Consider the following 26985-nt stretch of genomic DNA (forward strand, 5'->3'; position numbering starts at 1 on the left):
AAATGGTGTTTATCTGATCACTGGAGGTGCAGGCGGATTGGGATTATTATTTGCAGATTACTTCAATCAGACTGCAGGCACAAAAGTAATATTGGTCGGCAGAAGTGAGCTTAATGCTTCACAAAAAGGTAGATTAAGAAAATTGTCCAGCACCGCTTACGAACAATGCGATATTACTGATCTTGGAAGCGTAACGGCTTTAATGAAAAAAATCAAAAATGAATATGGCCGTATTGATGGTATTATTCATAGTGCTGGGGTAACCAGAGATAGCCTGATGATTCACAAGACAGCAGCTGAGGTTAGGGATGTTTTCTCTGCTAAAGTAAAAGGAGCTAAAAACATTGATCTGGCAACCAAAAATGAAAATCTTGATTTCACGGTTTATTTTTCATCATTAGCGGGAATATTCGGGAATACAGGACAGTCGGATTACGCATCAGCTAATTTGTGGCTGGATCATTTTGCTTCACATCGCGAAATGGAACGGCTTCGTGGAAAAAGAACAGTAAAGACAGTAAGCATCAACTGGCCATTATGGAAAGAGGGCGGAATGCAGATCAGCACAGAACACGAGAAATATATGGCGCATCATTTTGGTTTATGGCCAATGCTGACTGCTGATGGACTTCGTGCTTTTGACACTTTATTGAACAGCAATTTCAATCAGGGAATTGTCATCTATGGAGATCCTGAAAAACTGGGAATAGAAAAAGGAAGTTCACTACTTCAAAAAGAAGTGGCAAAAGAAACTCCGGTTTCCCAGGCTGATGACCATTTATATGAAGCATCTATAGAATATATTGGGACATTGATAGCCGGAACCTTAAAGATCCCTGTGGCTAAATTACAGAAGGATATTCCTTTTGAAGAATTTGGTATCGATTCTACGATAGTCGTAAGATTGACGAACCTATTGGAAGAAAAACTCGGTAAGGTTTCAAGAACCGTATTTTTTGAATGTCAGACCTTGGGTGAATTGGTTTCTCATTTCCTGAAAACCCATCGCAATGAACTTATGAAACTAACAGGATCAGCAACAACCGTTGATCATAAGAAAGTAGCCTTTACAGATCAGGTAAAAAATATACAATCTACAGCATCTGATAAGGCAGTAGATCAACGAACAGAAACTCCTGAAAAAGAACTTCCTGAATCATTAATACTATCTGAAGAGATTGCCATTATCGGATTGAGTGGAAAATATCCTGATGCTAAGAATCTGGATGAGTTTTGGGAGAATCTTAAATCAGGAAAAGACAGCATCAGAGAAATCCCTGAAGACCGTTGGAAGATCAGCGATTTTTATGATCCTGTAAAAGGTAAAGAAGGCAAAACCTATAGCAAGTGGGGTGGATTTATGAAAGATATTGATCTTTTTGACCCTTTATTCTTTAATATTTCTCCAAGGGAAGCAGAAATCATGGATCCTCAGGAAAGACTTTTCTTACAAACGGTATGGGAAACCATGGAAGATGCGGGATATACAAAAACCAAACTTCAGGGGAAAGTAAATGAAACAAGTGGTATGTCAGGACAGGTTGGAGTATATGTAGGAGTAATGTACGAAGAATACCAGTTATTCGGAGCAGAAGAAACAGCAAAAGGAAATCCGACAGCTTTACTGGGCAACCCAAGCGGTATTGCCAACCGGGTATCTTACTTTTTCAATTTCCACGGACCTAGTATGGCGGTAGATACGATGTGTTCTTCTTCTTTAACGGCAATCCATATGGCTTGTAAAGATTTACAGTCAGGAGAAATAGAAATGGCTGTTGCAGGAGGAGTCAATTTAAGTTTGCACCAAAACAAATTTTTAATTTTAAGTGAAGGTGGATTCGCCTCCAGCAAAGGCCGATGCGAGAGTTTCGGAGAAGGTGGAGAAGGCTATGTACCGGGTGAAGGAGTTGGAGCTGTGTTACTAAAACCTTTAAGCCGTGCTGTTGCTGACGGTGATCGTATTTACGGAGTGATTAAAGGAACAGCTGTCAACCATGGCGGCAAAACCAATGGTTACACCGTCCCGAATCCAAAAGCTCAGACTGCGGTTATTAAAGCGGCCATGAAAAAAGCAGGAATTCAGCCGGAAGATTTCAGCTATATAGAAGCACACGGAACAGGAACAAGTTTAGGAGATCCTATAGAATTGACCGGATTAAAGAATGCATTCGAATCTGATGCTAAACAATTTTGCAGCGTAGGTTCCGTAAAATCGAACATTGGGCATTGTGAATCAGCAGCAGGAATATCAGGATTAACAAAGGTATTGCTTCAAATGAAGCATCGTCAATTGGTTCCTTCTCTGCATTCTGAAGTACTCAACCCGAACATCGATTTTGAAAACAGTCCATTCAGAGTACAACAGTCTCTGGAAGAATGGTCAACACAAGATAATAAGGCACGGATCGCTGGAATCAGTAGTTTCGGTGCAGGAGGAAGTAATGCCCATATCATTATTCAGGAATATGTTAGCCCGCAGCCTGAGAATCGAAACGTTTTCGGACCAGCAATTATTGTATTGTCAGCTAAAAATACAAACAGACTTCGGGAGAAGGTTTCAGATCTGAAGGATTTTGTTGAAAAGAATACAGAAATCAATCTTTATGACCTTGCTTATACCTTACAGACAGGACGAGACGCACTGGAAGAGCGTTTAGCATTTTTAGCAGAAAGCAAAGCTGATCTGATCTTACAACTGAACAATTATCTGAACCATAATCTTGAAGAATTGCTTACAGGAAATGTCCGTAAGGATGATTCAGGGTTCATGCTGGAAGGAAAAGCTGGAAAAGCTTATCTGGAAAGTGCTCTCCAGGAAAGGGAAAGTGAGTCCCTAATGAAATTATGGATCAAAGGAGCGGTTATCGATTGGGATCTGTTATATCAGGATGATAAACCATCCATCATCGGTTTGCCATCTTATCCTTTTGCAAAGGAAAGCTACTGGTTTGCCAAAAAGGAGGAAGATCCTGTAAAACATACGATTCAGGTACAGCCTATAAAACAAGTTCGGGATGAACAAAAACTACATCCTCTTTTACATGCTTATAAAAATTAATTGACCAATTATGACTAAACAACACCAATTCAACAGTATATATAACGGAAAAGAATTTTTTTTTAACGGACCATAAAGTGCTTGGAACAAAGGTACTGCCTGGGGTCACTTATCTTGAGATGGCCCGCGCAGCAGGAGAATATGTTGCCGGAAAGGACGTTACTCAACTCAGGGACATTAGTTGGCTACAACCCGTTAAGATAAGTGACGCACCCGTTCAGCTTTATATGAACGTCGTGGAGCAGGGAGATGGATTAACCTATGAAATCTTTAGCGGTGAAGCCGATACTCAATTGCACACCAAAGGTATTTTAGGGACAGCTGACCAGCAGTTTCCGGAAATAAGAGATATCAACCATCTTCGTGATCTTTTTAAAGATTCCGGAAGCCATAAAGAAGGTGCAGATTATTATAAAATAATGAATTCCATTGGGCTTGAATATGGGAAAACCTTTCAGGGGATCCAGGAAATTTTTTACAATGGAAAATCAGCTTTATCAAGAATAGCTTTATCAGCGGCAGAAGGCTTTGTATGGACTCCTGGAATGATGGATAGTGCGCTGCAAACCTGTATGGGAATTAGCCTTGCGGATCAGAATCAACAATTGATGCTGCCCTTCAGTGTCCGAGAAATGAATATTTACCAGGCGCTTCCGGAAGAGATCTGGTGTTATGTCACCAAAAACAGATCCGGTAAACTGGCTAATAGCTATGATATTGAATTATTGAGCAATTTCGGAGAACTGGTAATTCGTTTTTCTGAATTTGTTGTAGTACCTATGGAAAAGAATGCTAAAACAAATGATAGCGTTAATGTAATTCCAGAGCTCCACATATACAATTATAATTGGAAAGCGGAAGCTTTAGATGTGGTCAATGCAGGATTATCAAAAACTGAAACAGGTGATGCTCCATTGGTAGTATTGGCAGGTGGATCTGCTGTATTGGCTGAGAAATTAAGCGAAAGATTGGAATGTGAAGTAAAAACAATTAACGAAGGAATACCAGAGTCTGTTTTTATACAGGTTTTAGAAGAAATACAAAATAAAAAGTCTGCTCAACTGAAGATTCATTTTGTTTATCCTATTGCAGACGAGCTTGAATATGGTTTCATTTCAGCGATGTTAAAAACAGCGGTGCAGGAAAATCAAATTTTACAGGGAAAAACAATCGGTGTAGAAGGTATTTCGATCAATGAACTGGATGAATTGACAGAGATTTTACAGGAAGAACAAAGAAACCATGAACCGGAAGTACGTTATCAATCCGGGCAAAGAAAAGTTAGAAGCTTAACAGAAATTTCTGATAAAAATCCGGGATTAAAAACAGAGATCAAAGAAAATGGAGTGTACCTGATCACAGGTGGAGCTGGCGGATTGGGATTGATCTTCGCAGATTATTTGAATACAATACCGGGAACACAATTAATCCTGACAGGCAGAAGCGAATTAAACCTTACGCAACAGGAAAAAATTAAAGGATTTAGAAATGCACAGTACGAGCGTTGTGATGTTACGGATTTAAAGTCTGTTACAGATTTAATTAAAAAGATAAAAAATACCTATGGTCATCTGGATGGAGTGATTCACAGTGCAGGAACTACCCGGGATAGCTTAATTATCAAAAAAACTACATCAGAAATTCATGATGTCTTCTCTGCTAAAATTACCGGAGCTCAGCATATAGATCAAGCAACAAAAGATGAGCAACTTGATTTTATGATGTTTTGTTCATCATTAGCAGGTGTATTTGGAAATACAGGACAGGCAGATTACGCCGCTGCTAATGCCTGGTTGGATTATTTTGCCAACCACAGAGAGAAAGAATGTAACCAAGGAAAAAGAACAGGCAAAACGTTAAGCATCAACTGGCCTTTATGGAAAGAAGGCGGAATGCAGATCGATGCAGACCAGGAAAAATATATGGCCAGCCATTTTGGATTATGGTCAATGCCTACTTCTGATGGGATTTCCGCTTTTGAAACTTTGTTGAACAACATTTCATCGCAAGGCGTTGTGGTATATGGAGAAGAAGATAAGTTGAACTCATGGATGAATGGGGCTTCAACTTCTAAGACCAGCCAAAAGAAAATGGACGGAAATGATAAAGCATTGTATGCCGCGTCCATGATCTATTTAGGAGATGTAATGACGAAAGAACTCAGAATGAAGAATCATAGGCTGGAACCGGATACATCTTTTGAACAGTATGGAATCGATTCTATCATGATCACAAAACTGACCAATCGTCTGGAAAGCATCTTCAACAATATCCCATGGACCTTATTTTTTGAATGCCAAACATTAGCTGAAGTCACCGAGTTTTTCGTTGATGCTTACCCTGAAAAACTGATCGAGCTTACTGGTGTAAAAACAGTATTGTCAGAAGAAACTACTGTTATTTCCAAATCTATCAATGAGGGCGTTAAAAGCGATATAAGATCTGCTTTTCACGTTGTGGAAAAATCTACAAGCAGAAATTCATCGGTTGTTAATGAGCCTATTGCCATTATCGGACTTTCAGGGAAATATCCTCAGGCTAAAAATCTTTCAGAATTTTGGGATAACCTGAAATCAGGAAAAGACAGTATTACAGAAATCCCTGCCAACCGATGGGATCTTACAGATTTTTATGACGAAGAAAAAGGAAAAGCAGGAAAAAGCTATAGCAAATGGGGCGGATTTATTGATGAAATAGATCATTTTGACCCATTGTTTTTTAATATTTCTGTTCGTGAAGCAGAATTAATGGATCCACAGGCACGTCTTTTTCTTCAAACAGCCTGGGAAACATTTGAAGATGCAGGATATCCTAAAAAGAAACTGGAAGGAGGAAGAGATAAAGATGCTACCCAGCCTCAAGTAGGGGTGTATGTAGGGGTGATGTATGAAGAATATCCTTTATTTGGAGCTGAAGAAAATGCGAAAGGTAATTTCGTAAATCCTGGCGGAAGCATCAGCAGCATTGCCAACCGGGTATCTTACTTTTTCAATCTGAATGGGCCAAGTATGGCAGTAGATACCATGTGTTCTTCTTCTTTAACAGCAATACATCTTGCTTGCGAAAGCATCCAGAATGGTAATTGTACAATGGCTTTAGCCGGAGGAGTAAATATCAGTGTACATCCGAATAAATATCTGATGCTGAGCCAAGGGATGTTTGTCTCCAGTAAAGGCAGATGTGAAAGCTTTGGAGAAGGAGGAGAAGGTTATGTTCCAGGTGAAGGAGTGGGTGCTGTATTGCTAAAATCTTACAGTCAGGCATTAGCAGATGGAGATCGTATTTATGGTTTAATTAAAGGGACGGCTCTTAATCACGGAGGTAAAACCAACGGATATACTGTACCGAATCCAAAAGCACAGGCTTCCGTCATCAAAGCTGCCATGAAAAAGGCGGGTGTAAAGGCTGAAGATTTCAGCTATATCGAGGCGCACGGTACCGGAACAAGTCTTGGAGATCCTATTGAAATAGCAGGATTAAATAAAGCTTTTGAATCTAAAAACAAACAATTCTGCAGCATTGGCTCCGTAAAATCTAATATTGGGCATTGCGAATCAGCAGCAGGAATATCGGGATTAACCAAGGTTCTGTTACAAATGCAGCACCGCCAACTGGTACCTTCTCTGCACTCTACGATACTAAATCCTAACATAAAATTTGAAAATACACCATTTAAAGTTCAACAAGAACTTGAAGAATGGCCTGTTGTAAATAATAAACCAAGGCTTGCCGGAATCAGTGGATTTGGTGCAGGAGGAAGCAACGCACATCTGATCATAGAGGAATATGTAGGTGAAAATGTTGCTTACAGACAGCAAATGCCATTGGTAATTGTATTATCAGCCAAAGATGAAGACAGGCTTCAGGTTATCGTCAAGAACCTCAAAAAGCATATTGAAAACGATTCCGAAATCAATCTTGATGATCTTGCTTACACCCTTCAAACGGGAAGAGAAACAATGGAAGAAAGACTGGCTTTTATTGCAGAAGATAGAGAAGACTTGCTTTCTCAGCTGTCTTGTTATCTGGAAAAGAATACACAGAATTTATACATCGGGAATATCCACAATGATCAACTGGGAATTTCTCTGGAAGGAAAGTCTGGGATGGCTTATCTGGAAAGCATCATTAGAGAAAAAGAGAGTCATTCTTTAGCTCAGTTATGGGTGAAAGGTGTCAATATTGACTGGAATCTGATTTACAATGATGCCAAGCCGTCTGTTATTAGTTTACCATCTTATCCTTTCGCGAATGAACGTTACTGGTTTCCAAAAGGAGACGGAGAATTAGTATTAAAAGCAGGTTCAAAACTTCACCCTTTATTGCATACTAATACTTCTAACCTTAAAGAACAGCAGTTTACCAGCATTTTTACAGGGAAAGAATTGTTTTTAACGGATCATCTGGTACATGATGTTAAGACATTACCGGGAGTTGCTTATCTGGAGTTGGCAAGAGAAGCAGGCGAGCAATCTTTACAGGCAAAAATTACAAAATTAAAAGAGGTTAGCTGGTTACATCCAATTCAGATCAACGATAAGGTGCAAACTGTTTTTACCAGTGTGTTTACTTCAGAGAATGAAATAGAATTTGAAGTCTATACCCAGGACGATGCCGAACAGGTACATTGCAGAGGGATTTTATCTACTGATGAATTGTTCATTCCTGAACAGAAAAATATAAAAACAATCAAAGCAGGATTAGCCCATACAATAAGTCGAAGTGACTGTTATACTTTATTCCAGGAATCTGGATTAGACTATGGTAAAAGTTTCCGTGGCATCCGGGAGATGTATTATGATGAAGACGAAGTTTTATCAAGAGTTTCCTTACCAAAGGATCGAGCTTTGGTTTTAACTCCGGGAGTTCTGGACAGTGCATTACAATCATGCATAGGAATGCAGCTGGCAAAAAGCACCAAAGAGATTTTATTGCCATTTAGCGTAGTTGAAATAGAGTTGTATCAGGATTTAACAGATGAATTGTGGTGTCACATTAAGAAAAATAAAGCAGGGAAGAGAATTAGCAGCTATGACATTGATCTTTTGAATAATCAAGGACAGGTTGTTCTTCGTTTCAAAGAATTGGTATTGTTACCTGTGAATGGTTTTGTAGCCAATGATAGTGTTAATGATACCGAAATGGCTCCGAAAGGACTTAGCTTATTAGCTGATCATTGGAAGTATCAGCCAGAACCTGTACAATCTCTTAGAGATACAATGCCGATCATCATATTGGCAGGAGGATCCGGGACCATGGCCGATGATCTTTACAATCATTTCTCATTAACGGTTACGGCCATTAATACAGTAAAAGAGGAAGATTTCTTTATGGATATGCTTTCTCTGGCAAAAACAGTAATGCCTCATAAAAAGGCAACTCATATTGTCGTTGCTTGTAGTCAGGATCAGTATTATCAGTATGGTTTTATTACTGGTTTACTAAAAACGTTAACCCAGGAAAATCCTAGAATTACGGGAAAACTGATCAGCATAGAAGATCAGGCATTTCAAAATCTTGAAGAATTGGGTGGTATTTTGATGAATGAAAAACAGAATCCAGACCATGAAGTGCGTTATTCAGCAGGAAAGCGCGAGGTAAGATCAATGGAAAATAGGTTGATTGATTCTTACACAGCTCCCGTTCACATCAAGTCAGACGGAGTATATCTGATTACTGGCGGGGCTGGTGGATTAGGGTTGATCTTTGCAGAATATCTTAATAAAACAGAAGGGGTAACAATAATTTTAACTGGCAGAAGTCCACAGTTGAACCCTTCTCAACAAAAAGCTGTTGATCAATTAGATAATGCATTGTATTATCCTTGTGACATCAGTGATGAGTCAGCAGCCAATGATCTTATTCAACATATTATTGAAAAACATACGAAGCTTGATGGTATTATTCATAGCGCAGGAGTGATCCGTGACAGTATGATCCTTCAGAAAACAAAAAAGGAAGTAAAAGAAGTTTTTGCCGCTAAAATAAAAGGAACCAGAAATCTGGATATCGCAACGAAAGATCTTCCTTTAGAATTTATGATCACTTGTTCTTCCGTAGCGGGTGTCAATGGAAACGCCGGACAGTCGGATTATGCTTCAGCAAATACCTGGATGGATAATTATGCCCATTACAGGGAAAGCGAACGTATGAATGGCAGATGTTATGGAAAGACCTTAAGCATTAACTGGCCACTCTGGAAAGAAGGCGGAATGCAAATCAGTGCTGAAGCTGAAATCTATATGATGCAACACTTTGGTTTGGCACCGATGCCAACTGATGTGGGTATTAAGGCATTTGAAAGCTTAATGAATAGTGGAATTACCCAGGGAATGGTACTGTTTGGAGATACTAAAGAGGAGAAGGTTTTGGTGGAGAAACCAGAAGAAATATCCTATTCACCAACAGAAACTTCTGTCAATAATGATAGTCTTTACAATGCGTCCATAATCTATCTGCGTGGCCTTCTGGCAAAAGAGTTGAGAATGCCTGAAGAAAAATTAAAGGCTGAAGTTCCTTTTGAGCAGTACGGAATTGATTCCGTATTGGTGATCAGGCTTTCTAATTGCCTGCAGGACGTATTTGGTAAGTTACCCCGTACCTTATTCTTTGAATACCTGACCCTGAAAGAGCTTTGTGGCTACTTTATGGAAGCTCATCGTTCATTACTTTTAGAATTAACAGGATTGGCTGTAGTTAAAGCTTCGGCACCTTTGACAAAAGAAGTTATAAAAACTGAGAGACCTGTTGATGTTCAAAACAGACGCCAGCGTTTTTCAATGGTACAACAACAATCTGGGAATAAAAACATCAACGAAGATATTGCCATTATCGGTATCAGCGGACGTTATCCGGATGCCAATAACCTGGAAGAATTCTGGGAGAATCTTAAAATCGGAAAAGACTGTATCACACAGGTTCCGGCGGACCGTTGGAATGCAGATGAAATGTATCATGAAGAAAAAGGTCGCCCTGGAAAAAGCTACAGCAAATGGGGTGGGTTTATGAATGACATTGATAAGTTTGATCCCTTATTTTTCAGTATCTCACCAAGAGAAGCAGAATTGATGGATCCTCAGGAACGTCTTTTCCTGCAGACCGTATGGGAAACGATAGAAGATGCGGGATACACCCGTGACAGTATACGTTCAGAAGATGCCGAAACCGGAATTGCTAAGAAAATCGGAGTCTATGCCGGAGTAATGTATGAAGAATACCAGTTATTTGGTGCTGAGGAAAGAATGAAAGGGAATTTTGTAACGCCGGCCGGTATAGCAAGCAGTATTGCCAACAGAATTTCATACTTCTTTAATTTCAATGGTCCGAGTATGGCCGTTGATACGATGTGCTCTTCTTCCTTAACGGCTATTCATTTAGCATGTAATGATCTGATTGTTGGAAATACCGATGTGGCTGTTGCCGGAGGAGTAAACATTAGCGTACATCCAAATAAATATCTGATGCTGAGCCAGGGACGTTTTGTGTCTGGTGCAGGCCGTTGTGAAAGCTTTGGTATGGGTGGAGATGGATATGTACCTGGAGAAGGTGTTGGAGCGGTATTATTAAAGCGTGTAAGCGAAGCGATTAAAGATGGTGACCATATTTATGGTTTAATTAAAGGAACCGCATTAAATCACGGCGGTAAAACGAATGGATATACCGTTCCAAATCCAAAAGCTCAGGCTGCAGTAATTAAAGCTGCGATCGAGAAAAGTGGAGTTAAGGCAAGTGATTTAAGCTATGTAGAAGCCCATGGGACAGGAACTAGTCTTGGAGATCCGATCGAAATAGCAGGACTGAACAGAGCATTTGAAACTACAGAAAAACAGTTTTGCAGCATCGGTTCTGTCAAATCCAATATCGGACATTGTGAATCGGCAGCAGGAATTTCAGGATTAACCAAAGTGATCTTACAGCTTAAGCATCAGCAGTTGGTTCCTTCATTACATTCCGCTGTTCTAAATCCGGATATTGATTTTGAAAACAGTCCTTTTAAAGTACAGCAGGAGCTTGAAGCATGGCCAACAAATGAAGGGAAACCTCGTATCGCCGGGATCAGTGGATTTGGCGCAGGAGGAAGCAATGCTCATATCATCATTGAAGAATATGCAGCTTTACCAGCCAGGAAATTGGACTATAAAATGCCTGTGATCATTGCATTGTCTGCAAAACATGCCAGCAGAATTGCCATCCAGGTGGAGAATCTGAAAAATTTCTTAGAAAAAAACAGTCAGGCAGATTTATATGATGTTGCCTATACCTTACAGGTAGGTAGAGAGGAAATGGAGGAAAGGCTGGCATTCATTGCGACTGATAAAGAAGATCTGATGGTTCAGTTAAGCGATTATCTGGATCAAAAAACAATGAATCCAATCAGAGGAAATATTCGTAAAAAAGATGAAAACTACATCCAGCACACAAAAGATTTGCTTTCTATAGCAATGGCTTGGGTGAATGGAGTGGATACAGACTGGAGTTCTCTTTATCCTAAAGGATTTCCTTCAAGAATCAGTTTGCCGGCTTATCCATTTATAAAAGATCGATATTGGATTCCTATCGTTAACGACGGAATTGTACAATATGGTCAGAATAATCTGCACCCATTATTGCACAGCAATGATTCTGATCTGAATGAGCAGAAATTTATCAGCACCTATACGGGAAAAGAAGATTTCTTGACACAATGTGAGATCACCAATTATAAAGAACTGCCATCTTCCGCTTTGTTAGAGCTGGCAAGAGAAGCCGGGGAAAGAAGTTTACGTCAGCGTATTACCCAATTGAAGAATGTGTCATGGGTTGATCCGATCAGAGTAAACGGAGTTCCTGCCAATGTTCAGATTAACCTCTTTAATGCAGGAAATGAAATCGGGTATGAGATCTACACAAAACATAAAGAAAATAAACCACAGCTTAATGGTCAGGGCTTACTGAATACGGAATTTCAACAGCCCCATGATCAAAAGAATATTGAAGATTTAATACAATACTATCAGTATTCTCTTGAAAAAGAGGCACTTTACAGCTTGTTTGCAAAAGCAGGTAAGACTTATGCAGCTGACTTTCAGGGAGTGGAAATATTGTATTTCGATAAACTTGATGCATTGGCAAAAATCGTATTACCGGTTACTGATGAATTTATTCTTTCTCCGGGAGTATTGGATAATATCGTACAAACCAGTACGGGTTGGCTGTTAAGTCAGGGAGAACAATCTCTTTATCAGCCTTCAGATGCTGCTGAAATAACCATTTTTGGAACATTACCTTCAGTGATCTGGTGCCATGCAACATTTGAGAAAAAGCAAAGTGGAACTTTCTGTTTCCAAATGGATATTATGGATGAAGAGGGAACTGTTTTACTGCATTTCAGGGATTTGGTATTGTCACCTCAGGTTACCTTTCAAAGCACTTCGGGTAAAGCTTCATCCATTGCTCACAAACCTATGTGGGACAGGATAATTACCCAGCCGGAAGCTTCAGTTTTAATTGAAGGAAAACAGATCCTTGTTACCGGAGGTTCAGTTCCGGTATTTGGTGAAGAACTTGGAAAATGGCTAATGAATCAAGGTGCGGAGGTGACCACTACAGAAACTTTAGATGCAATTCCTGATGATGTAGCAGGTGTTTATCTTTTACAGGGATTAACTGAAATAGGTGATGATGCATTAATGGATGATCATTCTGCAAGAGAATTGGCCGTATTTACTAGCATAAAACAATTATTAGATGCAGGAATCAAAGACTTGAAACTTACCGTATTCACTTCTAATACACAGAAAGTTTTGCCGGATAGTAAGGTAACTTCTGCAGGAAGTGGTATGATAGGAATGACAGGAGCCTTGATAAAAGAACAGCCTCAATGGTCAGTTAACCGGATTGATCTGGATGTATCTGCATTGAAAAATCCTGCGGAAATTAATTGGACAGATCTATTTACAATCAGTCTTGATAATAAAGAAAATGCAGTTACTGCTTTGAGAAACGGGCATTATTACAGACAGCATTTGTATCCTATTGTATTACCTGAAGTAAATGCTTCAACGTTTAGAAACGGGGGAACTTATGTATTGCTAGGGGGTGCAGGAGGATTAGGAAAAGCAACTACAGAATACCTGGCAAAGAACTATCAGGCGAAGATCATCTGGTTGGGAAGAAGAGTCGCTGATGAAGCAATTATGATGGCTCAGGAAGAAATTGCCAAACTGGGACAAAAACCTGATTATTACTCATGTGATGCTACTGACCCAAAACAGGTTGAAAGAGCTTATAAATTAATTAAAGAAAATCACAGCGAGATTCACGGTCTGTTTCACTCAGCGATTGTATTGCATGATATGCTTTTGAAAAATATGACTGAAGATGATTTTAAAAAAGCGTTCATGCCTAAATCTCTGTCCAGTCAGAATTTGGTACAGACATTCAAAAACGAACCCCTTGATTTTATCTGTTTCTATTCCTCAGCACAATCTTTGGTACATGCTCCTGGACAAGCTAATTATGCTTCAGGATGTTCGTTTAAAGATAGTTATGCGCTTAATGTGAACCATCTGTTGAATATCCCTGTTAGGATCATCAATTGGGGATATTGGGGCGAGATCGGTATTGTAGCAGCCGATGGTTATAAAGAAAAAATGAAGAAGGCAGGTATTGAAAGCATAGAGACGGAAGAGGGAATGCACTTGCTTGAAACCGTGTTAAACAACAATGAACAACAGATCGTTGCTTTGAAACTCTCTGCTGCAACGGCTGCTGCTATGCCTACCATGCATCATGAGAAGGAGATTTCACAAGTCAAATCCAGTTCCGTATTACAAATGGAAGAAGCGGATGCTCTTATTTATCCAAAAGCAGATGAGCAGGATCAGATATTTGAAATGCTTTGCTGTAAAGGAATCTTGAAAGTATTACTTCAACTTGGACTGGAAGAAAAGCAGACTACGGGTCAAACAATCAGTAGTTTAAGATCTCAACTTTCCATTAGTGATAAATACGAACAGTTATTTTTTGTTTTGATTCATTTATTGGAGACAAAAGGATATGTAACCGTAAAAGACACTCAGATTTTTGTGGCTGAAGAAACAAAAGACGCTCTTAATGATTTTGATTTCGAACAGCAGATGAGTGAGCTTGTGATGAAGGGACAGGAATACCGTCCTCATGGAACACTGCTTAAGATTTGTCTGGAGTCCTTCATAGAAATCATAACAGGAAAGATACAGGCTACTTCAGTGATGTTTCCTGGAGGAAGCATGGACTATGTAAGCGGTATTTATAAAGGAAATGCGCAATCCGATTACTTTAACGATTTGTTGACAGGGATCATCAAAAATAGTGTTGCTGCCAGTATTCCTTATTTGAAACCGGGTGAAAAGATCAGAATATTAGAAGTAGGAGCAGGAACAGGAGGAACAAGCCAATTTGTTTTTAGAGCATTGGAACCTTATAAAGACCATCTTTTCTACTTATACACGGACCTTTCACACAGTTTCCTTCATTATGCAGAGCAACAGTTTAAAACAATGGCACCGTATCTGGAAACAGCTATTTTGAATATAGAATCGGATCCTTCCGATCAGCAGATAGAACTAGGCAGTTATGATATCGTGATTGGTGCTAACGTAGTGCATGCCACTAAAAACATGGCCGTAACCCTGAATAATATCAAAGCTTTATTAAAACAGGATGGCCTACTGATCATGAATGAAATAGCACGCACAGAAATATTTACCACATTAACTTTCGGATTATTAGACGGATGGTGGCTGTATGAAGACCGCGGAATACGATTAAACGGAAGTCCTGGACTATCATCAGAAAGCTGGCAAAATGTGTTGAAAGAAACGGGTTATCTTCAAGCAATAAGCTATCCTCAGGGAGAAGTCCTTTCACAACAGATCATTTGTGCTACCAGCGATGGAAAGATCATTTCCGAAATAAAACAACCAGAAAAAAAAACATGAAATCAAAATGGTGGCTCCTGTTATACAACAGACTACAGCAGCACCAAAACAGAAAATGCCTGTTATGAAAAAAACAATAGATAATAATAGCCTGATCCAACAGCTGACCAAAATAGCTGCCGATTTAATCAAACTTCCACCAGGTGATTTTGATATAGAATGCCAGTTTATGGATTATGGTTTTGATTCCATCCTGAGTATGGAACTCATCAAAAATATCAATGAAAAACTGAAGGTGGATCTGAAATCTACAGATATTTTCAGCTATGGAACCATCCAGCAGCTTGCTGAGCATTTAATGCAGAACTTTAGCGAAGCATTACAAGTTGAAGTGGCTGTTGAAACTTCAGTTCAAGCTTCAGTTCGTGAAGTGGAAACACCTTTGAAAACAAGATTTACTGCCCCTGTTAAAGCTCAGGAACCAGTATATCGCCATGAAAATGATATCGCCATCATTGGGATGAGCGGACAGTTTGGAGCTGCCAACGATCTGGATGCATTTTGGGAAGTTTTGAAAAATGGAAAAAGTCTGATCGGTGATGTACCTGCAGACAGATGGCAGGGATATACTCACAATGAAGGACCAAAATGGACAGGCAGTTTTTTACGGGATATTGATAAATTCGACCCTGTTTTCTTTAAGATTTCAGGAAATGAGGCCGAAATGATGGATCCGCAACAGCGTTTGTTCCTGGAGCATTGCTGGAAAGCCATTGAAGATGCAGCGATTAATCCGAAAAGTTTAAAAGGCAGCAAGTGTGGAGTATATGCAGGAGTGGCTCCAAGTGATTACAATATCCGGGAATGTGAGGAAGCTTCAGTAATGTGGGGGAATTCCAGTGCTGTATTAGCAGCAAGAATATCTTATTTCTTAGATCTGAAGGGACCTGCAATTTCTGTGGATACAGCGTGCTCAAGTTCTCTTTTGGCGATGGATATGGGGTGCAGCAGCTTACAAAAAGGAGAAACCGACCTGATTATTGCGGGAGGAATCAATATCATGACAACGCCTGGTTTTTATTCTCTGGCCAGCAGAGCCGGAATGATGTCTTCCACAGGACAATGCCATACTTTTGATAAAAAAGCGGATGGATTTGTTCCGGGTGAAGGGGTAGGAGTTGTGATCATGAAACGTCTTGCGGACGCAGAACGAGATGGAGACAGAATTTATGGAGTGATCAAAGCCAGCTTAACCAATCAGGATGGAGCTTCAAATGGAATTACAGCACCAAGTGTTCTGGCACAACAGGAACTTGAAAAGGAAGTCTATAAAAAGTTCAATATCAATCCTGAGACCATCAGCTATGTAGAAGCACATGGTACAGGAACCAGTCTGGGAGATCCTATTGAGTTGGATGCCTTGACGAATGCTTTCAGAAAGTATACAGAAAAAACACAGTATTGCAGAATCGGAAGCGTTAAAACCAATATTGGTCATACATTAGTTGCTGCAGGAGTAGCAGGTGTTCTGAAGATCATGCTTTCTTTAAAACATAAACAATTGGTACCCACCTTGAATTTTGAAGAATGCAATCCTTTAATTGATCTTGTCAATAGCCCTTTCCAGGTAGGAAGTGAATTAACTGATTGGAAAACAGAAAATCAGGCACCAAGAAGAGCAGCCATCAGCAGTTTTGGTTTTAGTGGAACGAACGTACATATGGTTATTGAAGAGTATCCGGAAAATAAAGTGTCATCAATTTCTACCGAACCGGCATTGATCATTATTTCTGCAAAAAATGCAGAAAGACTTAAAAATCAGGTTAGTAAATTGCTGTCTTGGTTAGAAAGAAATCCACGAACTAATATTCAGGATATAGCTTATACCCTGCAAGTCGGAAGAGAACCGATGGAAGAACGTCTTGCTCTACTTGCTGCAGACCAGGCCGATCTGATGCTTCAGTTGGATGGATTCCTGAAAGGGAATACTGAAAACCTGATGATGGGAAACATCAAAAAGGATAAAGCAGACTTTTTACTGGAAGGCGGAGCTGGTAAGGCATATATTGACTATGCTATTGCCCATGGTGAGATCAAATCGTTAGCAGTGTTATGGACAAAAGGAATAACTATCAACTGGGATTTATTGTACCAGGAACAACGTCCGAATAAAATCAGTCTTCCTACATATGCTTTTGCCCGTCAGAGTTACTGGATTCCGGAGGTTAAATCTACTGTCAACCGTCAGCAAACAAGTTATCTGCATCCACTGATCCATCGTAATACCTCAACAGTTAAATCTTTCCAGTTCTCCAGTACTTTTACAGGAAACGAAGAATTTTTAAGTGATCATAAAATACAGAATGAGATCATATTACCGGGTGTAGCTTACCTTGAAATGGCAAGAATTTCAGGAACCCAGCTTTTATCAGAAAAGATAACCGTTCTTAAAAATATCGCATGGATGAGTCCTGTACGCGTCAATGGAAAGGCAGAAGAGGTGCATATTCGTTTGAAAAGCATTAATGAAGAACTTAGTTATGATATCTATTCATTGAATGGACAAGAGCAGCTTCATAGCCAGGGTCGTATTTCAACGCAATCTTTGCCAGTGAAGAGTTCATTTGATCTTACATCTATTCAAAACAGAATGTCAGAGAGTGTGGACCGAGCAACATGTTATGATATTTTCAGACAGATGGGACTTCAATACGGAGATAGTTTCATGGGAATTGAGCATATGTATTTCTCATCCACAGAAGCATTGTCGAAGATTACATTACCAAAATTACAAGGATTCAGTGTTTCTCCGGGTCTTTTGGATAGTGCATTGCAAACCTGTATGGGAATGGGCTTTATCGATAAAAAACCGGTTACTCAGCTTCCATTTAGTGTTAAAGAAGTTGTATTCTATGAAGAACTGCCTCTTAATATCTGGAGTTATGCCAGAAAAAGCAAAGCCAATCAGGGAAATGGAGCTGTAATTATCTATGATGTAGATATTCTGGATGATCATGGAAAAGTATTGATGAGTTTCCATGATTTTGTTACCCTTCCGGTAGATGGAACTGAGAAAACAGAATGGTCGGATGCTGCAACAGATGCCTGCATATTTACGATGAATTGGGAAGAATGTGCTGCAGAAAGCTTTGCCGGACATGATAACGAAGCGATTCCAATGGTCTTGTTGGTAGACAGCCCGGCACAACTTGCGGAAAATCTTAAAACAGAATTGGGAATTGAAACCACAACGATCGATGGGGCAGTTGCCGAAGATTACCTGATTGATGTGATGTCTGTAATTAAAAAAAGAGCATTAGAGAAAAATACGTCCCATTTATTAATCGTTTGCTGTATTGCAGATTACCTGGATTACGGCTTTATATCGGGACTGCTCAAAACAGCAAGTCTTGAAAATCCGGGAATCACAGGGAAGATCATCAGTGTGGATCGACTTTCTGTAAAAGATGCACCGGAACTGACCTCAATTTTACAGACAGAACTAGGTACTGCCGATGCAGAGATCCGTTATGAGTCCGGGCTTAGAAAAGTGAAAAAAATTAACGAAATTAATATTTCGGATAATGACGGATTAAAAATTAAAGAAGACGGAGTGTATCTGATCATAGGGGGAGCAGGAGGAATAGGCAGATTATTCGCTACCCACATCAACAAAATACCAAAAACGAAAGTAATCTTAACAGGTAGAGGTCAGCTAGATGAAGAAAAAGAAGCTTTCATTGCGGGTCTTGCTCATGGAGATTACTTCAGTTGTGATGTGAATAATAAAGAAGAGGTTGTGAGTTTACTGGATCAGATTAAAGAAAAATACCACCGAATAGATGGAATCATCCACAGTGCAGGGGTAACTCAGGACAGTTTGATTGTCAATAAAATTCCTGATGAAGTTGAAAAAGTTTTTGCTGCTAAAGTAAATGGCGTTAAGAACATTGACGAAGCGACCAAAGATGAAGCTCTTGATTTTATGGTGCTGTTTTCCGGATTAGCCGCCATCACAGGAAATGCAGGCCAGGCAGATTATGCAGCCGCTAATGTCTATCTGGATAATTATGCCGTGTACAGGGAATCTGAGCGCAATAAAGGGAAACGACAAGGGAAAACGATCAGCATTAATTGGCCATTCTGGAAAGAAGGTGGAATGGTAATGGACGAGACCAGTCAGGAATATTTAGACAAACAATATGGATTGTCTCCTTTACCTAAGTCGGTTGGAATTAACATTTTTGATCAGTTATTAGGAAGCCGTTACACCCAGGGAATCGTAACCTATGGAAAAGTTGATAAAATACGATCTCAATTACTGAACAGATTAGTAGTAAAACAGAAACAGGTACAAGCGCATGCTATGCCTAAAAGTGCTGAATTACAGGATAAGGTCGCATCAAAATTATTGGAGATCACGGCTCAGCTGTTGAAATTATCCGAAAGCGATATTGAAAGGGATGAAAAACTGAGTGATTACGGATTTGACTCCATTTTACTGATCAAGTATTCTAATGAACTCAATGATTTCTATGATACGGACCTGACTCCTGCTGTTTTCTATAATTATCCAACGATAAATGATCTGGCTGATTTCCTTCTCGAAGAATATCAGGAGAAAATAACAGCCGTTCATCAGCCTGAAGCATTATCGGATAGTACCATCACTGATGTAGAAGAAATTCAGGAGGAAGAATCACCAAGATATCCGCTTTCAGAAGGTCAGAAAGGACTTTGGTTTATACAGCAACTGGAACCTGAAAATACAAATTATAATGTTCCTGTATCGTTTATTATTCCGGGAACCATCGATTATAATGTCATGAAAAAAGCATTTCAGCTAACGCTTGATGAATATCCGGTTCTTAAGTCCCGTTTTCTTACTGATGAAACCGGAGAGATTTATAATCAAATTCAAAATGTATCAGAAGTTGAAGTGGATGATCAAGAGCTTGCTGAAGGTCAGAACATCAATGAAGTTTCATGGAATCTGGTAAGAAAACCATTCAATCTGGAGACAGAATTACCGGTAAGATTATATGTCAGAAGAGACCTTGCAGCCCATAATAATTATATTCTATTGGTATTTCATCATATCATTTTTGATGGAATGTCAAGCTCTGTGTTTATAGCTTCTCTTTTTGAAAAATGCCAAAAACTTTTAAACGGAGAAAAAATAGTGGCTAAAGAACCTGATTTTGCCTATTTCAGTTATGTAGAATGGGAAAAGAATTTCATTCTAAGTAAGAAAGGAGAGAAAAGTCTGGCGTATTGGAAAAAGAACTTATCTGGAACACTACCCATAATTAATTTGCCTTATGATTTGTACAAGCAGAACAGTACCAAAACAACTACGATTGGTATTGAAAGAATAAAGCTTGGTGAGGAGAAAGTAGATCAGCTCAAAGAATTAGGTAAAAAGCTGAAAGTCAATCTTTCTGTCTTATTCTCAGGGATCTATGCAATGCTACTTCATAAGTTGACCACAGAGGAAGACCTATTGATCTTGATGCCGACTGCAGGACGTCCTAAAAAGGAGTATGAAAACAGTATTGGTTATTATGTCAATATGATGATATTGCGTAACAGAGTGTCTGTAAACCAGACTTTTGCAGAGTTGGTGAAAAATATTCAAAAAGGAATGATCAATGGAATGTCTCATGCAGCTTATCCTTTGCCTAAATTATTATCAGATCTGAATTTAGACCGTTCCGGTAATAGAGAAACACCATTCAAAGTATCATTCATTTATCAGAACATCTTTGATGAAATATTAACGGGAGGTGGTTCAGGTATTGAAATTTATGATGAAGTATATCAGGAAACGGCTCACGTGTATTCTTTGGAAATACAGGATCTGAGAAAAGAAATCATTGTAAGCCTGAAATATGATCAGGATGTATTCAGTCCGGGGCTGATACAACAACATATGGGATATTTCATGGAGCTAATGAATGGTGTTCTGGAAAATACAGCAAGACAGATAAAAACGTATGAAGTTCTATCTAAAGAAGAAATCAATTACTTCCTTTACGAAAGAAATGACACAGCGGTTGAATATCCGAAACATAAAACATTATCTGATCTTTTCGAAGAACAGGTTCTTAAAACTCCCGATCAAATTGCAGTAGTACACGATGGAAGACGAATTACGTATGCTGAATTAAATGAAATGGCGAATCGTTTAGCGGGGGCACTTGTAAAATCAGGCCTTCCTGCTAATGCTCCTGTAGCGATGGTTTCTCATAAAAGTGTAGAGCAGGTTTGGGGCGTATTGGGAATTCTGAAAGCTGGTGGACATTATATTCCTGTTAAAGGCAGCCTGCCTGAAAACAGGATGAATGAATTGATTAAACAGACGGAATCCACTATCGTTTTGGTACAACCGGATTATATGGATAAGGTAAGCTGCTCTGAGGAAGTGAAAATAATCCTTCTGGAAGAAAGCACTTTTGCCGAAGAATCATCGGATCATGAAACCGTAAAAGTTCCGGATACAGAATTGGCTTATATTATTTTTACTTCAGGATCTACCGGAAAACCGAAAGGGGTAATGATCGATCATCGTGGGGCTGTCAATACCTTGTATGATATGAATGCAAGATTTGGTATAACTTCAGACGATAAGGTATTTGGAATATCCGATCTCAACTTTGACCTTTCTGTTTACGATATTTTTGGAACATTTGCCTGTGGAGCAACATTGATCCTACCTTTGGAAACAGAAGGATTGAATCCCGATATCTGGCTTCGTTATGTGAAAGAAGAACAGGTGACCGTTTGGAATTCAGTACCTCAGATCGTGAATTTGTTGATAGAAAGACAGGAAGATACTTCTGAAATGCATCTTTCCAGCTTAAGAATGTACTGGATGAGTGGAGACTGGATTCCTTTGGATGTACCGGGCAGAATAAAAAAGATCAATCCGGACAGTGCTGTGATCAGCCTTGGTGGAGCAACAGAAGGTTCTATATGGTCTATTCATTATCCGATCGGTGAGATCGATCCGTCATGGAAGAGTATTCCTTATGGGTATCCTTTGGGCAATCAGGAAATGTATGTTTTAGATACCAACCTTTCTCCTTGTCCTGTGAATGTACCCGGAGATATTTATATCGGCGGAATTGGGGTAGCTAAAGGCTATCACCAGGATCCAGAAAAAACAGCTGCCAGTTTTATTGAACATCCCGGAATGCAGAAACAATTATATCGTACCGGAGACATTGGCTGTCAGCATCCTGACGGATTTATTGTATTCCTTGGAAGACAGGACGGACAGGTTAAGATCAATGGATTCAGAGTTGAGTTAGGAGAGGTGGAAACTATTTTGCAGTTATCGCCGCTCGTAAAACAAGGCTTGGTTCTAACAGTAGAAGATGATAACAGAAATAAAAGACTGGTCGCGTATGTCGTAGCGAATGATGTTTTTGACAAAGAAGAAATGCAAAAGCATTTAAGAGCTCATCTGCCTGAATATATGGTTCCTTCCATATTCATTGAAATAGATAAAATTCCGTTGTCTTCTAACGGTAAGGTTGATCGGAAAGCTTTGCCAAGCGTTGATCCAAATGATATTAATCAAAGTGAGTTTACAGCACCATCGGATGAAGCAGAACATAAGCTGGCGGAGATATGGATCAGGCTATTAAAATTAAATAGGGTAGGTATTCATGATGATTTTTTCGATGTGGGTGGAAACTCATTAACGATGATTCAGTTGGCCCATAAGATCAATACTGCATTTGATAAAGACATTCAGCTGATCCACATCATGAAGAATCCAACGATTGCAGGAATTAAAATACTGATCAATGGTAATGAAGAGTCCTGTGAAGAATCTGTTTTAACATTAAGAGAAGGAAATATGGAAGAAGTAACTTTTGTTATTCCAGGTGCGCTTGGGTCAACAGAAGGTTACTTTACCCTGGCAGGTAATTTACCTGGGGAAGGAGCTGTTTATGGACTGCAGATGAAGGGGATCACAGCGGATGAAGCTCCTAATACAAGTATTGAAACAATGGCATCTTATAACCTGGAACAGATTAAACAGACGGGAGTCATTGGAGGTATCAATTTATTGGCACACAGTTATGGTGGTATTGTAATCTATGAGATGATCAGACAGGCGAAGGAATTGGCCATCGAAATCGACAAGGTTATTTTCCTGGATTGCTTCACAGATCCGCTTTCTTCTTTCAATTCCTTAGAGGAAGCTCAAAAATTGGGAACTTATTTCAGATCACTGATCCAATTCAGTCAGCCATGGTTGAGTGACGATGCCGTAGAAGAGCTTGTGAAACAACTGCCGCAAGAGGATTATATGCCATTTATCTGTGATACAGTCCATACACTTCCAGCTAAAACAGTAGCCAGAATGTGGGAGGTATTCCGGGCCTCTATTTCAGCGGTTTACAAGATGGAAGAAAAGCTGGATCAAACTTTAATTTTCGTAGAGGCAGATAATACGAAACTTTCAGGCGAAGATTGGGGAGATCAGGGAGCTGCTGCAGGCTGGGATCAATATTTCAGCGATGTGCAGATCATCCCTACAGAGGCCAATCACTTTACCATTGTGAATACACCATATTGTACAGAATGGTTAACTAAAATAAATACCGAAGAAAATATAAAACAGACACTTTAATAATCACAATAAACACACAATAAGACATATGAAACACCCATGCCAAAAATTATTTTAACACACAAGAAAATGATTATGGGTGTTCCATATGACCATAAAAACAATAAATATTAGCATATGAAAGCAGTAATGTTTCCGGGGCAGGGATCCCAATACAAAGGAATGGGAAAAGATCTGTTCAATCAGTTCAGAAAAGAAACAATTTTAGCATCAGAAATATTAGGGTACGACCTTGAAGAATTATGCATCAAAGATCCTGAACGTCAGTTGGGGAAAACACAATTCACACAACCTGCATTATATACGGTAAATGCATTTACACATTATGCCAACTCATCAGGAAGTAAACCCGATTTTTTCATTGGGCACAGTCTGGGGGAATATAATGCCCTGTTAGCAGCAGAAGCATTCAGCTTTGAAACCGGATTAAAGCTGGTCCATAAAAGAGGAGCTTTGATGGCTGCGGCATCCGGAGGTGGAATGGCAGCGGTATTGGGACTTAAAGTGGATGCCGTACAAAAACTTTTAGCAGAAGGAGGATACAGCGATATAGATATCGCCAATATCAATACTCCGACTCAGATTGTAATAGCGGGACCTCAGGATTCCATTGACAGGATCGTGCAGGAATTTGAAGAACGCAAGATTAAAATATTTCCTCTTTTTGTAAGCGCTCCTTTCCATTCAAGATATATGAAACCTGCGGCTACAGAATTTAAAGATTATCTTCAAAACTTTAGTTTTTCAGCCTTAAAGACTCCTGTGATTGCAAATGTTACAGCAAAACCTTATCCTGATGGACAGATCATTGAGCTTTTGGCTCAGCAGATTGAAAGCTCTGTACAGTGGACAGATACCATCCGGACTTTAATGGGGAAGGGAGTTACCGAATATGAAGAAACCGGAAGTGTGATCCTGACTAAAATGGTTAATGAAATTACAGAAAACTGTACGCCATTGATCCATGAAGAGGAAATTGTAATCGAAACAGCAAAACCTCATGTTAACGGATCAGTGAATGGTAAGGTAAATGGGGAAGCTTCAAAAAGAGAATGCCTTTCCACCCGCTTGGGAAGCCATGAATTCCGTAAAGATTATGGTCTTAAATACGCATACGTTGCAGGATCTATGTACCGAGGAATTGCTTCACCTCAATTAGTAGTACGCTTGGGAAAAAACGGATTCATGGGATTTTTGGGAACAGGAGGAATGCCATTGGCAGAAATAGAAAAGAATATTATTAAAATTCAGGAAGAACTGACCCATGGAGAACCGTATGGCGTTAACTTCCTTCATAATTTAAATGATCCGGCTTCTGAAATGAAAGCTATCGAGCTTTTACTTCTTTATGGAGTAACGAATATTGAAGCTTCGGCCTATATGCAGATGATGCCTGCTTTGGTGTATTACAGATTAAAAGGTTTACAGAAAGGACCAAACGGTGAAGTAATATGTAAGCATAACATTATTGCCAAAGTTTCCAGACCAGAGGTTGCAGAAGTGTTTATGCGTCCCGCCCCTGAAAAAATTGTGAGACATCTTCTGGAAGAAGAGTTGATCACTCCCGAACAGGCAGCACTTTCCAAAAAGGTACCGATGAGTTATGATATTTGTGTGGAGGCAGATTCAGGTGGGCATACCGATCGTGGAATTGCTATGGTTTTGTTACCGTCTATCCAACGTTTAAGAGCAGATATTATGGCGGAATATGCTTATGATAAAGGAATACGAGTTGGATTGGCAGGAGGAATAGGTACCCCTCAGGCAGCAACATGTGCGTACATCATGGGAGCCGACTTTATAGTAACAGGCTCTGTGAATCAATGTACGGTAGAAGCAGGAACCAGCGATGCTGTAAAAGACCTTTTACAGGACATCAATGTACAGGATACCGATTATGCGCCGGCAGGAGATATGTTTGAAATTGGTGCTAAAGTACAAGTGCTTAGAAGGGGAGTGTTGTTTGCTGCAAGGGCAAATAAACTATACGCATTATACAATCAGTACAACAGTTTAGACGAGATCCCTGAAAAGACCTTAACACAATTGGAAAAAACGTATTTTGAAAAAAACATTAGTGAAATATGGAACGAAGTACGCGAATATTGTAGAAATGTGGGAGCTGAGGCAGAGATTACCAAAGCGGAACAGAATCCTAAAAATAAAATGGCTTTGGTCTTCCGTTGGTATTTTGGGTATACCAATAGACTGGCTTTTGAAGGAAATATTGAGAATAAAGCCAATTTCCAGATCCATACAGGTTCTGCACTTGGAGCATTTAATCAGTGGGTCAAAGGTACTCCGATGGAAAGCTGGAAAAAACGCCATGTTGACGAGATTGGAGTCAATATTATGGTAGGAGCAGCAAAATTATTAGAAAACACAGCATTAATGGTAAATAATTAGATGACAGAAAACGAGTGTAAAAAACATATTGTATTCTTATTTTCCGGACAAGGAAGCCATTATCGCGGGATGGGACGGGAATTGTACGAACAGCACCCGAAATTTAAAAGCTGTCTTGAAAGACTGGATCAAATGGTACAAAAGCAGCTTAACTACTCATTGATTGATGAACTGTATACCAACACAGAAGAATCGTTCGATGAGTTGTTGATCACCCATCCTGCAATTGTTGCTGTTGAGATTGCTTTGTATGAAGTTCTATTGGAAATGGGAATTAAACCGGATTTTATATCGGGTAACAGTTTGGGTGAATTTGCGGCAGGTGTTGCTAATGGAGTATGGGATGCTGCCAATGCTGTTGAAGCTGCAATAGAACAGGCTAAATCCATCTGCCGTGCTGATATTGAAGGCGGTATGATGGTAGTTTTTGCCGAAGAAATAAAATTGAGAAGTCTCTATAAACAACATCAGCTATTTCTTGCATCAGATAATTTTAAAGGACATTTTACTTTATCAGGTAAAACGTCTCACTTAGAAGTATTTGAAAGCAAATTGTCTGAAGAAGGAATAAGTACTTTTCGGCTTCCTGTCAATGTTCCTTTTCATTCTCCATTAATGAAAGCTGCAAAAGCAGATTTCGATCAGTACAGCAGTTCAGCTAGTGCTTTTAAAGCTCCATCCAAAGGATTTATATCGGGTTTTGAAGCGATAGAAATCAATGAGCTGACAGCTGATTATTTCTGGCAGGCGATAAGTCAGTACTCTAATTTTACAAAAATAATTGATCTTCTGGAAGCCAAAGGTCCCTGTCTGTATATAGACATGGGACCTTCGGGAACCAGTGCTGCATTTGTTAAATACAATCTGCAACCCGGAACTTCTTCTGAGGTACTAACCATTATGAGTCCTTACAGAAGAGAAATTGAGCAGCTGGAAAAATTACAGCAAAAAATAAAAGATACAGTAGTATGAAC

Annotated in this window: 5 protein-coding genes; all 5 read left to right on the forward strand. The window is 39.4% G+C overall.

The genetic code is table 11. The features are described 5' to 3' along the window. The first annotated feature begins 16 nt into the window (after positions 1-16). Positions 17-3058, forward strand: a complete 3042-nt coding sequence (locus ACJ5H0_RS00700) for a type I polyketide synthase (RefSeq protein ID WP_411248035.1) — start codon at positions 17-19, stop codon at positions 3056-3058. Between the two features lie 41 nt (positions 3059-3099). Then, positions 3100-15018 carry an SDR family NAD(P)-dependent oxidoreductase gene (locus ACJ5H0_RS00705; protein WP_411248037.1) on the forward strand — a complete coding sequence of 3973 codons (11919 nt, stop codon included), beginning with the start codon at positions 3100-3102 and terminating at the stop codon, positions 15016-15018. A 64-nt stretch (positions 15019-15082) separates the two neighbouring features. Further along, the gene (locus ACJ5H0_RS00710) at positions 15083-23605 is read left to right on the forward strand and encodes an amino acid adenylation domain-containing protein (protein WP_411246745.1); all 8523 of its coding nucleotides are present in this window, start codon (positions 15083-15085) and stop codon (positions 23603-23605) included. A 117-nt stretch (positions 23606-23722) separates the two neighbouring features. After that, positions 23723-26011: an ACP S-malonyltransferase gene (gene fabD, locus ACJ5H0_RS00715; protein ID WP_411246746.1), complete on the forward strand. Its 2289-nt coding sequence runs from the start codon at positions 23723-23725 to the stop codon at positions 26009-26011. Further along, positions 26012-26983, forward strand: coding sequence for an acyltransferase domain-containing protein (locus tag ACJ5H0_RS00720; protein WP_411246747.1), 972 nt, complete (start codon positions 26012-26014; stop codon positions 26981-26983). Positions 26984-26985: the final 2 nt, after the last annotated feature.

Source organism: Chryseobacterium proteolyticum, assembly GCF_046591535.1.
GTDB classification, from domain to species: domain Bacteria; phylum Bacteroidota; class Bacteroidia; order Flavobacteriales; family Weeksellaceae; genus Chryseobacterium; species Chryseobacterium proteolyticum.